Source organism: Psychrobacter sp. TAE2020 (genome assembly GCF_018919485.1).
Classification (GTDB): Bacteria; Pseudomonadota; Gammaproteobacteria; order Pseudomonadales; family Moraxellaceae; genus Psychrobacter.
In genome coordinates, this window is sequence record NZ_JAHLMU010000001.1 from 1677510 (window position 1) to 1693101 (window position 15592).

Sequence of the window (15592 nt, forward strand, 5' to 3'; positions counted from 1 at the left end):
TATTATAGCAAGACTTTATAGTATTTGCTTACCTAATCTCAGTAATATCTTAGTCTATTCAGTTTTATATCTATATTCATTTTCAACATCACTTACTCATATATTCTATCAACTGCTTGTAATCTTCATCGCTACAATTATTACATAAGCCGCCAGCAGGCATTTGAATCATACCGTTTTTGACTGACTCGATAAGCGCTGGTATACCTTTTTGTTGTTTGAGCTGCTGCCATTTGGCACTATCGCCCTTTTTGATAGCGTTTAAAGCACCACTGTTATGACAAGCCGCGCAAGAATCGTTATAGATAATAGCAATATCAGCAGCAGAAACCGTAGTTACCATTGCTGTAGTTAACAAAATAGCGGCTATACCACCCGTTAAAGTACGACTGATTAAAACGCTACTGATAGCGGCTGTCAATTGAGTTAATAGGCGCATAAGAGGCCTCCTTTAGCTGGATAACGATAAAAGGTACAGCGAATTGCTGTCTTCTCTTATATCTACTGGCTTGGCCTATATTGTAACAAATTATATTAGCTTAATGTAGTGATGCTTTGTTTAGCGGTGTTGAGAACTTTCTATAAGCGCCTATCGCGTTTAATGTTATGCTATAACTAATATGGTGTTCCTAGCTATTATTTCAACAGTTTTATCTACAACTTTTATTAACTATCTGGATTAGACCTTACTATCGAATTACCCGTAAATACTGATAGTTATTGCTAACAGTTGCTATAATATCTTTTTTTTAAATCAGCAGCTAGTTTGAGATCGGCACGTAGATAGTAATGAAAAGATAGGCTCTTAGACCGTGATGTCGAGACTCACTATCTTGCTAGCGCTCTACTCCTTACCTTTATCCAAGATTTATTTCGAATTTATATATATTAATGAGCCCTTTATGAGTACCCCGTATAAAGATGTTGTCGCTGAGCATGCGGCATTTAATACCAAAGCTCGCCAGCGCATACAACAAACTGAGTTTATGACTTCAGCGCCTACTTTTCGTCTGTGTCCACCCGATGCAGGGTTTGAAGTGGCTTTCGCTGGACGCTCAAACGCTGGTAAATCATCAGCAATTAATGCTCTAACCAATCAACGTCAGTTGGCACGCTCATCAAAGACCCCTGGGCGTACTCAGATGATCAACTTTTTTAGTATTGGCGATACTGATAGACGTCTAGTCGATCTTCCAGGCTATGGCTATGCTGCGGTACCACTAGAGATGAAAAAAGAATGGCAAGTGGAGTTGGAGGAGTATCTAGTGTCACGCTCAAGCCTAGCTGGATTAGTGCTATTAACAGATATTCGTCATCCTCTAAAGTTTTATGACGAGCAAATGCTGCATTGGGCCAAAGAAGGTGAGCTACCAGTCCATATTTTACTCACTAAAGCGGACAAGCTAAAATATGGAGCCTCTAAAAATGCGCTTCTCAATACTCGTAAACAGCTAAAAAAATTAGGCTTAGACTGTACTACTCAGTTGTTTTCAGCTCTTAGAAAAGAAGGTTTAGATGAATTGGCTGGCGTCATGGGTAATTGGTATGACTATAAACTTACCGATGAAAAAGTATCGGCATCAGGCTTTAACCAGCAAACTGATCTAGCGTCGCTTAACGCGGCATTAGATGCTGAATTAGAAGCGCAAACTCTAGAAACGTCTATAGCAACTAACAAACAATCAATAGATAAATAATTTGTATTTACGGTTGTTAATTATGCCGTATTACAGATTATTTAGCAGTTTCTAAGCATAGCAGTCGCTACACATAGCCGCTTTAAAACATAAACAGGGTTTATCGCTAATAACGATAAACCCTGTTTTTATTGATCATAACTTATAGTAAAGCTTTAACGGTTAGCCACTTTAAGCCCCTAACAACTTAACCAAAGCTTGAGGCGTAGTGACTTGATAAGTCGGTTGCTGGGCAGCCAGCTCGTGACTAGCAGCCGAGCCATAGTCAACTGCAATACTAGTCATCCCCAACTGATTGGCCATTTGAATATCATAAATACTGTCACCAATATATACCGCATCAGATACTTGCTGCTGCGTAGCGTGCAAAATTTCAATCAGCATCTTAGGATCAGGTTTAGAGCCAGATTCATCGGCACAGCGGGTGGCCACGAAATAATCGTGACCGTTAGCAGCGCTCAATACTCGGTCTAAGCCTCGACGCTTTTTACCAGTGGCTACGGCTAGCTGCTTACCTTGCTGTTGTAGGGTTTGCAACATCGCCTCGATTTGAGGAAAAAACGGCGTACAGTGACTGTTAGCGATGTAATGCTCGCTATAACTATCTTGAATGGCTAGCTTCTGTGCAGCCGTTGCGCCGGGATACAGAATATAGATGCCTATTACTAAGCTTAAACCAATGATATCTTGCACTTGTTTGTCAGTAGTAACAAACCCATGAGCCTCGCCAGCAAGATGCATCGACTCGACGATTAGACCTATAGAGTCCATCAAGGTGCCATCCCAGTCAAAGATAATAAGTTTTTTGCTTGCTAAGCAATCAGCAGCTGATGGGGCACTAGCAAGTGGCTGTAAAGAAGTTTGTGTTGAAGTAGCAGCAGTAGCCGTTGCTGTAGGATTGGCAGTAGCTTCGCTCATAAACAGACCTTAATAAATAGGGTTAGCACCATGGAATGATAATGTTGCAGGACGCTGTTAGCGACTAACAGTGATAAACTGACCCGTGCTCAATTAACAATGACAAAATACTGATAACAAACTCATATAAGACTCAGCCAAACCAATATTTAAAGCCAAGCTAGTAGCTTGGCTTTAAGTCTTATCAGAAGGGTTAGTCACTTATTTAGGCAATTCAGTCTCTTTTGGCAATAATGCAGCGATATCTTCAGGTAGCGGAGCGGTGATAGTCTCATAACCTGGGATATCTAAGCGCCACGCATGTAAGCATAAACGATGCACGCCAGACTTATCATGTACGTGATACTTATCATCGCCTAAAATAGCATGACCAATATGCGCCAAATGTACACGAATTTGATGAGTGCGCCCAGTTAATGGTTTGGCTTCTATCAGACTTATAGCCTGATTAAGATGCATAAAGCGGCTGTGTACTACGATATCAGTTTGGCTTTCTTTGGCTTGTGAGTCCTGAGCATCTACTTTGACTCGGCGCTCACCACTACCAAGCGTATAACGTAGCAATGGCGCATCGATACGCTGCTCATTGAGTACTGGCTGCCCTTTTGCTAAGCACAAATAGTGCTTTTGAATAGTCTTGTCAACGAGATGCTGTTGCAGAGTTTTAAGTGCTGAGCGCTTTTTAGAGATCATCAGTAGACCTGAAGTATCTTTATCGATGCGATGTACTAGCTCTAAGTACTTTTTACCGGTCGCTTCACGCATAGCTTCGATAACCCCGAAGTCAAGACCACTACCGCCATGTACTGCGATACCTGAAGGTTTATTCAATACTAACAAGCCTTCGTCTTCATAGACCACACGTGACAATAAGCTTTTAGCAAATTCAGTGCTAATGATTGGTTTTTCGCGAGTAGCTAACTGTACTGGCGCAATACGGACAACATCTTCACGCTGCAATCTGTCATGGGCTTTACAGCGCTTATTGTTGACTCGAATCTCATCTGAGCGAATCATTTTATAGATGTGTGATTTTGGCAAGCCCTTTAAACGATTCAATAAGAAATTATCTAAACGTTGGTCATGTTGATGTCGAGTCACTTCTAAGTAATTGACCTTTTCAAAGTTGCCAATCTCATCGTCAGCGCTCTGGGGACGAGTTTTACTATTGAAGATAACAGGAGCTTCGTGAACGGGTGCGTCATTTGTCATTTTAGAGTTCGTCATTTTTAGTTAGGTGTTTGCATAAAGATTTGCTATAGTTTAGCATGTTGAATGCCAATTGAGCAGAGGTTGCGACAATAATCATTGTTGTAGTCGACTACTGTTTTTATTGCTGAAGTTTTTATTCTAGTATTTTTTAATACCGATAAACGCTAAGTAGCAATTAATATTTGATAGTAGTAAGGCTCCTGCTAAATTTATGCATTTCATCTGATTTTTAGGGCAAGGTTCTTACTGACCTGTAAATCCCGCCCGACAAAAGGTATTTATACCTAATAGCTTTATATAACAATCGACCAATCGACTTAGTAATATAGGCGAATATGCTTATTTATTAAACGATAACTTGATACCATTTACTCAATAAACGCATGACCACGACTTGACCTGCAATTTTTGCAACTTTGATTGGCACGCGCAGTTGAGCAAAAAATGATAAATTGAGGTTAGTGTGTCGCTGTTGCTTAAATATTGACGGTCAAACAAATAATAATAGTTAAACAATCGACAACTTATGCCCTAACCAGGCTAGGATTTTTATTTTGTTTGCCAAGTACGCCCCGTTGAATTTTTATACAGCGTTGATCTAATTAAAGATAAAACTAATATTTTGTAATAATGAACCAATTGGTAAATAAATACTATTACTTATTTCTGAGCTTTTAGCTCTAAAGTACAACTGGATTATAACCGCCCTTATAAGCTTACAACTTATACTAATGACCGGCTACTATTACCACAGTGATAAAAAGTGACCAGCGATGTTGACTAGTAAGCACCTTATCCTTCGGGTATGAATACTTGCAAAGTTTGCCAACGTCCTGTAAAGACTAGATGCTAACAGCCTTACACTCTGTTTAATTTATAGCCATTGCTAATAACGAAATCACTATGCTAACGAGTAGGTAAAACCAGTCGAATCGGGTAGATAGCCTTGAGCGTCTAAGTAAGTTATTATTGACATTTTACGCTGAACTTTTAGCTCAGCAATGATATGTAGCACTTACGTTTATGCCGGAGCTTTAGGTGGATATTCCTAGGCCAGACAGATAAGCCTATAGTTTATTTATTAGCATTCAATAAATATTAGTAACCTTCTCAGCTTTACCCTTTTTTGCCACTGCTGCCACAGAGAAATCTAGTCGTTGTTCTGCGTACTCATAGGATACTATTATGAAACGCATTTTGATCAACGCTACTCAAAACGAAGAAATTCGTGTTGCCTTATGCAAAGGCAATCATCTGTACGATTTTGACTTAGAAAACCGTACCCGCGAACAAAAAAAATCCAACATTTATAAAGGCCACGTTACTCGTGTTGAGCCTTCACTAGAAGCTGTGTTTGTAGAATATGGCTCACAGCGTCAAGGGTTTCTGCCTATTCGTGAGATTTCTTCTGAATATTTGAGCGGTAATCCACGTGATGAAAATATCAAAAAGCTCATCAAAGAAGGCGATGAGCTAATCGTACAAGTTGAAAAAGAAGAGCGTGGTAATAAAGGCGCTGCCCTATCAACTTACGTTTCACTTGCTGGTCGTTATCTGGTATTAATGCCTAATAACCCTCGTGGTGGTGGTATATCACGTCAAATCTCTGGCAAACTTCGTGAAGACATGAAACGTATGCTAGGTAGTCTTGATTTAGAAAAAGGTATGAGTGTCATCATTCGCACTGCTGGTATTGGTAAGACTCAAGAGGACTTGCAACACGATCTCAACCATCTACTAAACATCTGGCAAGCCATTCAAGAGCAAAATCAAAAGTATCCTTCACCACGTTTAGTGCATCAAGAAGCAGGGGTGGTTACTCGTGCTGTGCGCGATTATCTGCGTGATGATATCGCTGAGATCTGGATCGATAATGAAAATGCTTATATTGAAGCGGCTGGTTTCATCGATGCGGTAATGCCTAAACAAGCTGAAAAACTACGCAAATACACTGACTATGAGCCGATGTTTTCGCGTTTCAATATCGAAAAGCAAATCGAAACCGCTTATCAGCGTGAAGTTCGTCTGCCCTCCGGTGGCTCAATCGTCATTGATCAAACGGAAGCTTTGGTGTCTATCGATATCAACTCTGCTAAGTCAACTAAAGGCTCAGATGTCGCTGAAACGGCTTATCACACTAATCTAGAAGCCGCTGATGAGATCGCTCGTCAGCTGCGCTTGCGTGATATGGGTGGTTTGATTGTCATTGATTTTATTGACATGAATGACAACAAGCATCAAAAAGAAGTTGAAAAACGCCTTGTAGATGCCACTAAATACGACCGAGCACGAGTACAATTTGGTGACATCTCTAAGTTCGGTTTGATGGAAATGAGTCGTCAGCGTCTACGCCCTTCATTAGAAGAGTCTACGGGCTATATCTGTCCTCGTTGTCATGGTAATGGCATGATTCGCGACTTGCGTTCGCTATCCCTATCTATCATGCGTCAGATTGAACAGATTGCCCTAAAAGAACGTCAAGGCGAAGTACAAGCTGAAGTGCCAACTGATATTGCTGCTTTTTTACTAAACGAAAAGCGCGATAGCTTAGTTTATCTTGAGCAGGACAGTGGCACGCGTATTACCATCTTGCCGCATGCTCACCTTGAGTCACCCAATTTCAAGCTACACTTCAATCGTGATGGCTTTGCCCCATCGAGTTACGAGCGCATCACTGACACTCAGCAGCAAGAGCATAGCGATCTTGGCTATAATGTTGATTGGCAAACGGCTGAAAAAGAACGCCCTGAACAGCAACCAACTCGTCAGCCGCTAAGAACTAGCGATAGTAAAAACAGTAGCTCAAACAGCCCTGCTACTAGCCCTCAACAAAGTGGGCAAAATGCTAGTACGGTTAGCCATAGCAATGAGCATCGTAATAATAGTAAAAACAATAATGCTGCTGCTACGACGCCTACTCACGCTCAGCAGGATTCTGCTGTGTCGCCTAACGTTCAAGCGGCAGCAGTAGCTGTAGCGGCTCAAAATCCTGTTAGTCCAGCGCAGCCACAGGCCGTTGCTTGGTTATCTAATCTGTTCGCTCAAGCACCACAAGCGCAAACCACCAGTAGTGTCAGCAGTCGTGATGCTGCTGAAGCTATCGAAACCTTAGTTAATACTGGGGCCAAAAGTTTAGGCTCATTTGGCCAAGTCGATAGCAGTGTTCTAACGCCTACTCAAGGTTCAGCAGCCACTCAACCAGATGCTAGCCAAAATAATGACGATGAGCAGCCATCAGATAGTAATCGTAAACCAAGCACTCGCAATAATGAGGGTGACACTGACGAGAGCAGCGATGACAAAAGAAGACGCAAGTCACGCAAATCTAGATCATCAAAGCCACGTCAAAGAAGAGAGCAGCGCGATGATAACGATGCACTAGATAGTACTAGTAGCGATAGCGATGCTGCTAATGACAACGACAACGATACCAAATCGTCTAATGATCAAGACCAGCGCAATGACAGTCAACGCTCTGAAAATAAACGTCCAAACGATCGTAATCGCAATAATCGTCAAGACCGTAGCACTGATGCCGATACTAATTCTGAGCGTAAGGACAGTACTACCGCTTCTGATGAGCAAGCTCGTGCTAAACGTAAGCCACACAGTCAACGTAGCTCACGCGGTACTCTTGAACGCAATGAGACTTTGACCACTGCCAGCACTAACAATGATGGCAAGCATACTGCTAATGACAATCGTAATAGTCAATCGGCTGCTGCGCGTCGTAATCAGAACCCAAACGAGGTTGTGCTGCAAGTAAACGAAGCGCCAGCAAAACTTAAATCGCCGGAAGTAGTGCATCTGTCTTTAGACGACAGCAAATCTACACGAATGAATCATAAGTCTGCTGCGCCGCAAAATGCTGAGCCTTCCGCTAAAACAGTTGAAGTAGCCAAAGATAATAAAACTACCTCACCTAGTGAAGCGAAACCGCGCAATGAGTCTGATAATGTCAAATCTGGTAATACTCAGTCTGGCAATGATAAAGTCGCTGATACGGATATCAATATTGATACTAATATTGTCAATAGTATTGATACTGATGTCGATACGGATACAGCACATCAATCAGCTGCTACCGATCAAACCCAAGCTGACTCTAGCGAAGATCAACTAGCTCAAGACAATGTACAGCAATCTAGTAGCAAACCAGTAGCGCAGCAAGAAACTACAACGACTCAACCTAATCACAGCTCGCAGCCTAATGACAATATTGCCAATACTGACAGTCAAGCACTAGCTGAAGCAGTCTCAACGCCAGTAGTCACTACTGAAACTTCGCAAGCTGACACTACTGTCACAGAAAGCGTAGTTACAGAAATCCCAGCTACTGAAGCCGCTGCAAGCGAAGCGACCGTAGCCGAAGTTATAGAAGCTAAAGCTATTGAAGCGCCTGCGAGCAAAGCGACTGACGTTGCTGAAAAACCAGCTATTGAACTGACTCATGAAACCCTATTTGCTAAGCGCTATGTGACGGCTAATAAGTTTGGCAAAGCTAGTAATGATCCTCGTATTATTCAGGCACAGCAACTACAAGGCAAAAATTCAGCGGTAGTTGAGCAGCCAGTAGCTACAAATGTTATAGCGGCAAGCGCAGATATACCGGCTATTCGTGGTACGGTTGGCGATTTTATCCGCGCTACTCTAGCGGACGGACAAACCCGTTTAGCTGATGAAGGGATAATTAACTGTTTCATCGCTGCTATTGCTGAGTATAAGCACCAAGCAACCGCTCAAGTACAGAGCGCAGATGTTGTGACTGAGGATACGGATAGCCCTAAAGAGAGTGACAGTGATAGTAGCTTTAATTTTAGCAACTACGGTTATCAACCTTTGACAGCAGATTACTTGACTAGCTTTAAATCTATGACTGCCGCTGCTAGTCAGTTTGCAATGGAGCAAGGTAAAACTTCTGTACAGCCAACGGCAGTAAGCGCGCGCGCTAGTAATGATCCACGTGGTCAGCATCCTAGTTTTCAGCCACAGCAGGCTCAGCCACAAGACAGTGCTGAAGCTGAGCAAGTTGAAAATGTAGACTCATCAGCTGTCGAAGTCGTGGATGCCCATCAAGTTACTGCAACCGCATTGACTGGTGCCACCCAAGCCGAAGATGTCAGTGCTGAGAGCGAGCAACTGCTACAAGCTGATGCTGACTTAAGGGCTGCAAGTAATCAATCACCGGATGCTGACTTATCGGATGCTTCTGCAAACGCTTTGCCAGCTGAGGGTTCTTTACCAGCTGAAGGCTCTTCACCAGAGCTATCGGTAAAAGAGGACAGCCAAGCCAGCAAGTCAAAAACCACTATTGCTAGCTATAAGAACATGATTGAGAATGTGGCTGAGCAATTACTGCCACAAACGGGCATGTTTAATTTGACTACGGCAAAAGTACCAAAGGCTCGCACTCGTAAACCTAAGACTGAGCATAAGAAGCCTACACAAGCTGAGAAAGCAGAGACTGATGACTCAGATAGTGAGAGCTAATAACTAGTACTTGTTATTAGCAGATCCTAAACGTACGTAAGAAAAAGCCCCGAAACTTAATAGTTTCGGGGCTTTTTATATGCTATAGGATAAACTGTACAGCGTTACTCATCTTAGTTATAACAGTTGGTAGCGTAACCTAAAACTGCCATAGCTATCCTCATAACGGTTACTTTTAACTTTAATGAAGAGCTGATTTGCCACCGCGTATCTTGCCAATAATAGTGACAATAGCGACTACTATCACCCCTACTACTAAGCCGACTAAGCCATTAAGTAAAGTAGTAGTTACTGTTTCGAATACTCCAGTCAAATGAGCAATATCTTCTACGCCATGATGCAAAAATCCTATACCGTGAACTAAGATACCACCGCCTACTAAGAACATCGCTAAAGTACCAGCAATAGATAAGAACTTCATTAGCTTTGGCGCTGCTGCTAATAAAAAGTCACCGATTTTTTGTTTAATACTACTGCTCTGTTTTTTGAGATAAAGCCCTAAATCATCTATCTTAACGATACCTGCAACTAGTCCATAAACCCCAACGGTGATGACAATCGCTACAATAGACAGGACTAAGGTTTTAGTTAATAAATTTGCACCGGCTGCCGCCCCTAAGGTAATGACAATAATTTCTGCTGAAAGAACAAAGTCAGTACGTACTGCACCTTTTATTTTCTGCTTTTCAAAAGCTACCAAATCTATAGTGTCATCCGCATTAGCTTGTCTGCGCGCATTCTGCTCTTCATCATGCGGTAGAATATGTGGCCAAAACCTATGGATAACTTTTTCCGCTCCCTCATAAGCTAAATACAGTCCACCACACATCAATAAAAAAGTCACTAATGGGGGATATATAGTGCTGATCAATAACGCTGCTGGCACTAATATTAGCTTATTGATGAATGAGCCTTTTGCTACTGCCCAAACAACCGGTAGCTCACGATCTGCTTTGACCCCAGTGACTTGTTCAGCATTGAGTGCTAAATCATCACCCAATACCCCTGCGGTCTTTTTAGCAGCAACCTTAGTCATGACCGAAACATCATCTAATATTACACTGATGTCATCGAGCAGCATTAATAAACTAGCACCTGCCATAGATATTCCTTAATTGAGAGTAGTTTGGATAGATTGTTTACGAGTAGCCTACGTAGCTGCTATAACCTTAGGCACAACTTTTGCAATCATTTGGTAATAATGCTGTTAGTGACGATAGTTATAATAGTAAGCTTAGCGAATGCAGACTGTTTATTATCAGTAGCCTACCTATAGCGACGCTTATATTAAATAGTAACAATGTATTTTATTTTTATGTCTATGTTTCTGTTTGCTTGTTTATAGTGGAGTTTAATCCGTGCTTATCTGGCTTATGCCAACCTTAGCTTGTACTACAAGAGGTGGTTGGCTGCTATTTTAAAAAAATATGCTAATATACAAGGTTTTATTACTTTACTGATAATCACCATATACAAAATATGCAAAAATTATGCCGAATAATCACAACGCTACTGCCGACTAACTATTTTTAGTTTAGGTGCGGTTAAGTAATTGACCACAACACTTATACGCTGTTGATAGAGACTGTTTGTTAGGCACTGATTCTATAATAACTTCCAGTTCCAACTATCTATCTTATTGATCATAAAATGATGATTTTAGCTCAGTACCGGCAATAAGAGTCTTGTCCCCGTACCTACGGTTTTTGCTTAGACTAGAACACAGCTTTGATAAATCATTAGCTATCAGCAGGGTCTACTTGTGCAAGTTTAACCCTTCCTAATAGGTTTTAGCTTAGCGTTTTGTCGCTAGTATTATCTGCTTTATTTCTTTATATCATATTATTTTTTTATATCACATATAGGCACTTGGCCTACAGGAAACCTTTTATGTCCCTATTTTCAGCTACTAAAGCCCACTCAACTACTCAGAAGCTCTCTCGTAGTAAACTGACGCAGGCTATGATGAGTACGCTATTAGTCATTGCTGCAGTAGGCTGTTCAAATAAAGAGGCTGACGCTACTAATAATAGCACTACCATTGACGGCACCCCAACTACTCAAAATACTAGCACCATTGCAAAAGCTAGCGATTCTGCGGTAGTGACAGCATTACAGACCAACCTAAAAGCTTCTGGGATTGAAGAAAAAATTATCTCAGCGGTACCTACTGATATGCCAGGTATTTACTGGGTATCCGGTGAAGGGGTTCCACCGTTTTTTGCGGACAAGGCGGGTAAACATATTATTCAAGGTCAAATTATTGCTGTGGGTCAGCAAACACCCGTAGATATCAGTGCTGCTCTAGTAGCTGCTACCGCCAAACAGGCCCTAGCAGCAGTCGATAAAAAAGACATGATTATATACCCAGCAGTAGGCAAAACTAAATCTGTGCTCTATGCCTTTACTGATGCTGATTGTGGCTACTGCCGTAAAATGCATGAAGAGATGGCTGATATTAATGCACGTGGTATAGAAGTGCGTTATTTAGCTTGGCCTCGTAGTCAAGAAACTATCCCTAAAATGGAAGCTATTTGGTGTAGCGAAGATCGTAATGCAGCTATGGATCAAGCGAAGATGGGCGCTAGTGTGCAAGGCCCTAGTTGTAAAAATCCCGTTGAACAGCAGCTGGCCTTAGGTGCAGCGCTCGGTGTACGCGGGACCCCTGCGGTATTTACTGAAACGGGCGAGCAAGTTGGTGGTTATTTACCAGCAGCGCAACTGGCACAAGCACTTGGCATTAGCTAAAAAGCATTGGTTGAAAAGTATTAATCAAAAGCTATCAAATGTAAGCTTTTAGGGGTTAGTCGATACCTTATCTACTAACCCTTTATTCTAACAACGCTTTAGTGATTGCAGATGCTTGGCGATATGATACGATAAAGCAAGATGCCGATCAGCTTGTTACTAAGCATGCTATTATCAGTATAGAGCTATAAGAATACAACTGTTGACATTGGGCTATAAAAACTAAGCTGTTATCACCTTTATACCCTAATCATTAGGGGTCTAAGCGTTAATCAGCCTAATTACTAACTCCACTTCCCCCTTATTTCTATTTAATTACTTTTTATTAATCTAATCTCTTGAGGATACTGTGAGCAAATCCATCAAACTAGCGATACTAGGCCTAGGTACTGTCGGTACAGGCGTCATCAATCTAATCAGCGATAATTTAGACGAACTAAAGCGTCGCAGTGGTCATGATATTATTATTACCGAAGTCGGCACCCGTCGTCAGCGTGATGATATTGATCCTGATATCACCCAAAATAGTGATTTAATGGCTATTGCGGCTAGTGATAATGTTGATATCGTTATCGAAGTGATTGGCGGTACTACTCTTGCCAAAGATATCATCTTACACGCTATCAAAAATGGCAAACATGTAGTTACCGCTAATAAAGCGCTACTTGCCGAACATGGTAATGAGATTTTTGCCTTAGCTGAAGCCAATAATGTACATGTAGCTTATGAAGCAGCAGTGGCGGGTGGCATTCCTATAATCAAAGTCATGCGCGAAGCTTTAGCGGCTAACAAGGTTGGCTGGCTGGCGGGTATTATTAATGGTACTGGCAACTTTATCATGACTGAGATGCGTGACAAGGGTCGTCCGTTCGCTGAGGTACTAGCTGAAGCTCAGGAGCTTGGTTATGCCGAAGCGGATCCTACATTCGATGTCGAAGGTATCGATGCGGCGCACAAACTAGCACTTCTGGCCTCCATCGCTTTCGGTATTCCATTACAGTTTGACCAAGTGTACTGTGAAGGTATTACTGATATTACTTTGCAAGACGTCAATTATGCTGAAGAGCTAGGCTATCGTATCAAGCACGTGGGCTTTGCAGTACGTCGTGATGGCAATGCTAATAGCAATGGTACTGACCAAACTAATTCAGATAGTGCCGGTATTGAGCTACGTGTTCATCCTACACTGATTCCGCAGAATACTTTATTAGCTAACGTTAATGGAGTCAAAAATGCGGTATTGGTTAACTCGCATCCGCTCGGACAAACTTTGTACTATGGCGACGGTGCTGGTGCTGGGGCGACGGCTTCAGCAGTAATGGCTGATGTGATGGACTTAGTTCGTGTGCTAGGTTCAGAAGCTGATAGCAGTCATACTGAAACTAATCATGGCCATCATGTTCCTCATTTAGGTTTTATACCTGATCAACTATCAGATACGCCAATATTGCGCGCAGAACAGATGATTACTGGCTACTATCTACGTGTACATGCTTATGATAACCCTGGGGTATTGGCAGATATTACTCGTATCTTAAGTGATGCCGGTATCAATATCGACGCAATTTTGCAGAAACCTGCGCATAAGCTTGGGCAAGTGCCAGTTATTATTCTGACTTTGCCGGTAGTTGAAAGCCAAATGAATTTGGCTATCGAAAAGATTGAAAAACTAGAAGCAACTACTGGCAAAGTGATACGTATTCGCTTGGATGAGTTGGCTTAATATTGACCGACAGGTGCGTACTATAATAAACATTTGCAGTCAAAACTTGTTATAACAGGTTTAAGCCTAGCTCATTACTAGACTAATCAATTTATAAAAGTGTAAAAATAAGGGAAATAACTATGTTGAATGATGCAGTTGTTATTGTTAATGGCGCACGTACACCAATGGGTGCTTTTCAGGGTGCCTTAAAAGACGTCAGTGCAACAGATCTAGGGGCTGCGGCAATCAAAGCAGCGGTCGATCGTGCTGGAGTCAATGTCGATAGTATTGATGAAGTGATCATGGGCTGTATTTTGACTGCTGGTCTTGGTCAAGGTCCTGCTCGTCAAGCAATGCGCAAAGCAGGTCTCAATGATGCTACTGGTGCTGTGACTATCAATAAGCTTTGTGGCTCTGGTCTTAAAGCTGTGATGCAAGCTCATGATGGCATTAAAGCTGGCAGTTTCAATGTTGCGGTCGCTGGTGGTATGGAATCGATGACTAATGCTCCTTATATTATGCCAGGCGCGCGTAGTGGCTACCGTATGGGTCACAAAGAAGTCAAAGATCATATGTTTTTGGACGGTTTAGAAGATGCAGAAACCGGCAAGCTTATGGGTCAATTCGCTCAAGAGATGGCCGACCAAAAGGGCTATACCCGTGAGCAGATGGACGAGTTTGCCATTGAATCCTTAACTCGTGCGCTAACGGCTATCAACGACGGCCACTTTAAAGATGAAATCACTGCGGTGACTTTTAACACTCGCAAAGGTGAAAAGACAGTCGATACCGATGAAGAGCCTGCCTTAGCTGATGCCGAACGTATTCCTACTCTGCGTCCAGCTTTTTCTAAAGACGGTACTATTACTGCAGCTAATGCCAGTTCTATCTCAGATGGAGCTGCAGCTGTAGTGGTCATGCGAGAATCACAAGCTAAAGCGGAAGGCTTAGACTATCAAGCGCGTATCATTGCTACTGCTTCAAACTCGCGTCACCCTAGAGAATTCACTATTGCTCCTATCGGCGCTATCGAAAAAGTATTAGCCAATGCTGGCTGGTCAGTTGACGATGTCGATCTTTGGGAAATCAATGAAGCTTTTGCTATGGTAACTATGGTGACTATGCAAGAACTAGCTATTGACCATGCCAAAGTAAATATCGAAGGTGGTGCTTGTGCTTTAGGTCATCCGGTAGGATGCTCTGGCGCTCGTATCTTAATCACCTTAATGCACTCGTTACAGCGTACAGGTGGCAAAAAAGGCGTAGCTACTTTATGTATCGGCGGCGGCGAAGCAGTAGCCGTAGCTATCGAACTGCCTTAATAGCTTTTTATAATTGCTTTAGCTCTAAATTAGTAGCTGTAGTAATGGTAACTATTTTTAAATAGAGCCTCAAGTCTTTTAATCTTACATATTTTTAATAACCGCAGCGATTCATTCGTTGCGGTTTTTTAATTACTAAAGAAAAATTGCTACGGTCTTATGACACTGTAAGAATACGTTAACTTATACAAGTACGATGTTATTTTGTTTACAGCCTATTACACGCATTTACGTCTGATGCACACTTTGCTACCTCGCTCATATATCTCATCAAAAAACTGAATGCTATTATCATTGCAAGTTAATGCAGTAGCAGCTAGTTAAGATGGCTATTAAAAATTTATGAACAGCCATTGAATTGCTGCGATATTAATAATAGCTAAAGCAGCAGTTTCGGTTATTAGCTATTGATAGCATTAAATATATTTGATAGTGTTTTTACTTAGTACTATTTTTAACACTATTTTTCTGAGATAAGATTTTAATAATCGTTTTTATAC

The 15592-nt window shown here is 41.8% G+C and carries 9 protein-coding genes; 5 read left to right on the forward strand and 4 right to left on the reverse strand.

Annotated elements, in window-relative coordinates:
* Positions 1 to 88: 88 nt before the first annotated feature.
* The gene (locus KPY62_RS06800) at positions 89 to 439 is read right to left on the reverse strand and encodes a c-type cytochrome (protein ID WP_216581343.1); all 351 of its coding nucleotides are present in this window, start codon (positions 437 to 439) and stop codon (positions 89 to 91) included.
* Positions 440 to 902: 463 nt separating this feature from the next.
* On the opposite strand from KPY62_RS06800, the gene yihA reads away from it, so the two are divergent.
* Entirely contained in the window at positions 903 to 1697 is a 795-nt protein-coding gene (yihA, locus tag KPY62_RS06805; protein ID WP_228730601.1) for a ribosome biogenesis GTP-binding protein YihA/YsxC, read from the forward strand.
* A gap of 171 nt (positions 1698 to 1868) precedes the next feature.
* Here the strand turns inward: yihA and KPY62_RS06810 are convergent, their stop codons facing one another.
* Both KPY62_RS06810 and KPY62_RS06815 read right to left on the reverse strand, forming a co-directional pair.
* Positions 1869 to 2615, reverse strand: coding sequence for an HAD family hydrolase (locus KPY62_RS06810; protein WP_216581344.1), 747 nt, complete (start codon positions 2613 to 2615; stop codon positions 1869 to 1871).
* 201 nt (positions 2616 to 2816) lie between these two features.
* Positions 2817 to 3827: an RluA family pseudouridine synthase gene (locus KPY62_RS06815; RefSeq protein ID WP_216581345.1), complete on the reverse strand. Its 1011-nt coding sequence runs from the start codon at positions 3825 to 3827 to the stop codon at positions 2817 to 2819.
* Positions 3828 to 5012: 1185 nt separating this feature from the next.
* On the opposite strand from KPY62_RS06815, the gene KPY62_RS06820 reads away from it, so the two are divergent.
* Complete coding sequence (locus KPY62_RS06820; protein ID WP_216581346.1) at positions 5013 to 9317, forward strand: Rne/Rng family ribonuclease; 4305 nt, start codon at positions 5013 to 5015, stop codon at positions 9315 to 9317.
* Between the two features lie 181 nt (positions 9318 to 9498).
* Here KPY62_RS06820 and KPY62_RS06825 read toward each other — a convergent pair whose 3' ends face one another.
* Positions 9499 to 10419, reverse strand: coding sequence for a DUF808 domain-containing protein (locus tag KPY62_RS06825; protein WP_216581347.1), 921 nt, complete (start codon positions 10417 to 10419; stop codon positions 9499 to 9501).
* 788 nt (positions 10420 to 11207) lie between these two features.
* On the opposite strand from KPY62_RS06825, the gene KPY62_RS06830 reads away from it, so the two are divergent.
* The 3 genes from KPY62_RS06830 to KPY62_RS06840 all read left to right on the forward strand — a co-directional run bounded on the left by KPY62_RS06830 (position 11208) and on the right by KPY62_RS06840 (position 15092).
* Positions 11208 to 12065, forward strand: a complete 858-nt coding sequence (locus tag KPY62_RS06830) for a DsbC family protein (protein ID WP_216581348.1) — start codon at positions 11208 to 11210, stop codon at positions 12063 to 12065.
* 349 nt (positions 12066 to 12414) lie between these two features.
* On the forward strand, positions 12415 to 13788 hold the full coding sequence (locus tag KPY62_RS06835; RefSeq protein ID WP_216581349.1) for a homoserine dehydrogenase: 1374 nt from the start codon (positions 12415 to 12417) through the stop codon (positions 13786 to 13788).
* Between the two features lie 122 nt (positions 13789 to 13910).
* Positions 13911 to 15092 (forward strand): thiolase family protein, encoded by a 1182-nt coding sequence (locus KPY62_RS06840; protein WP_216581350.1) that lies wholly within the window; start codon positions 13911 to 13913, stop codon positions 15090 to 15092.
* Positions 15093 to 15592: the final 500 nt, after the last annotated feature.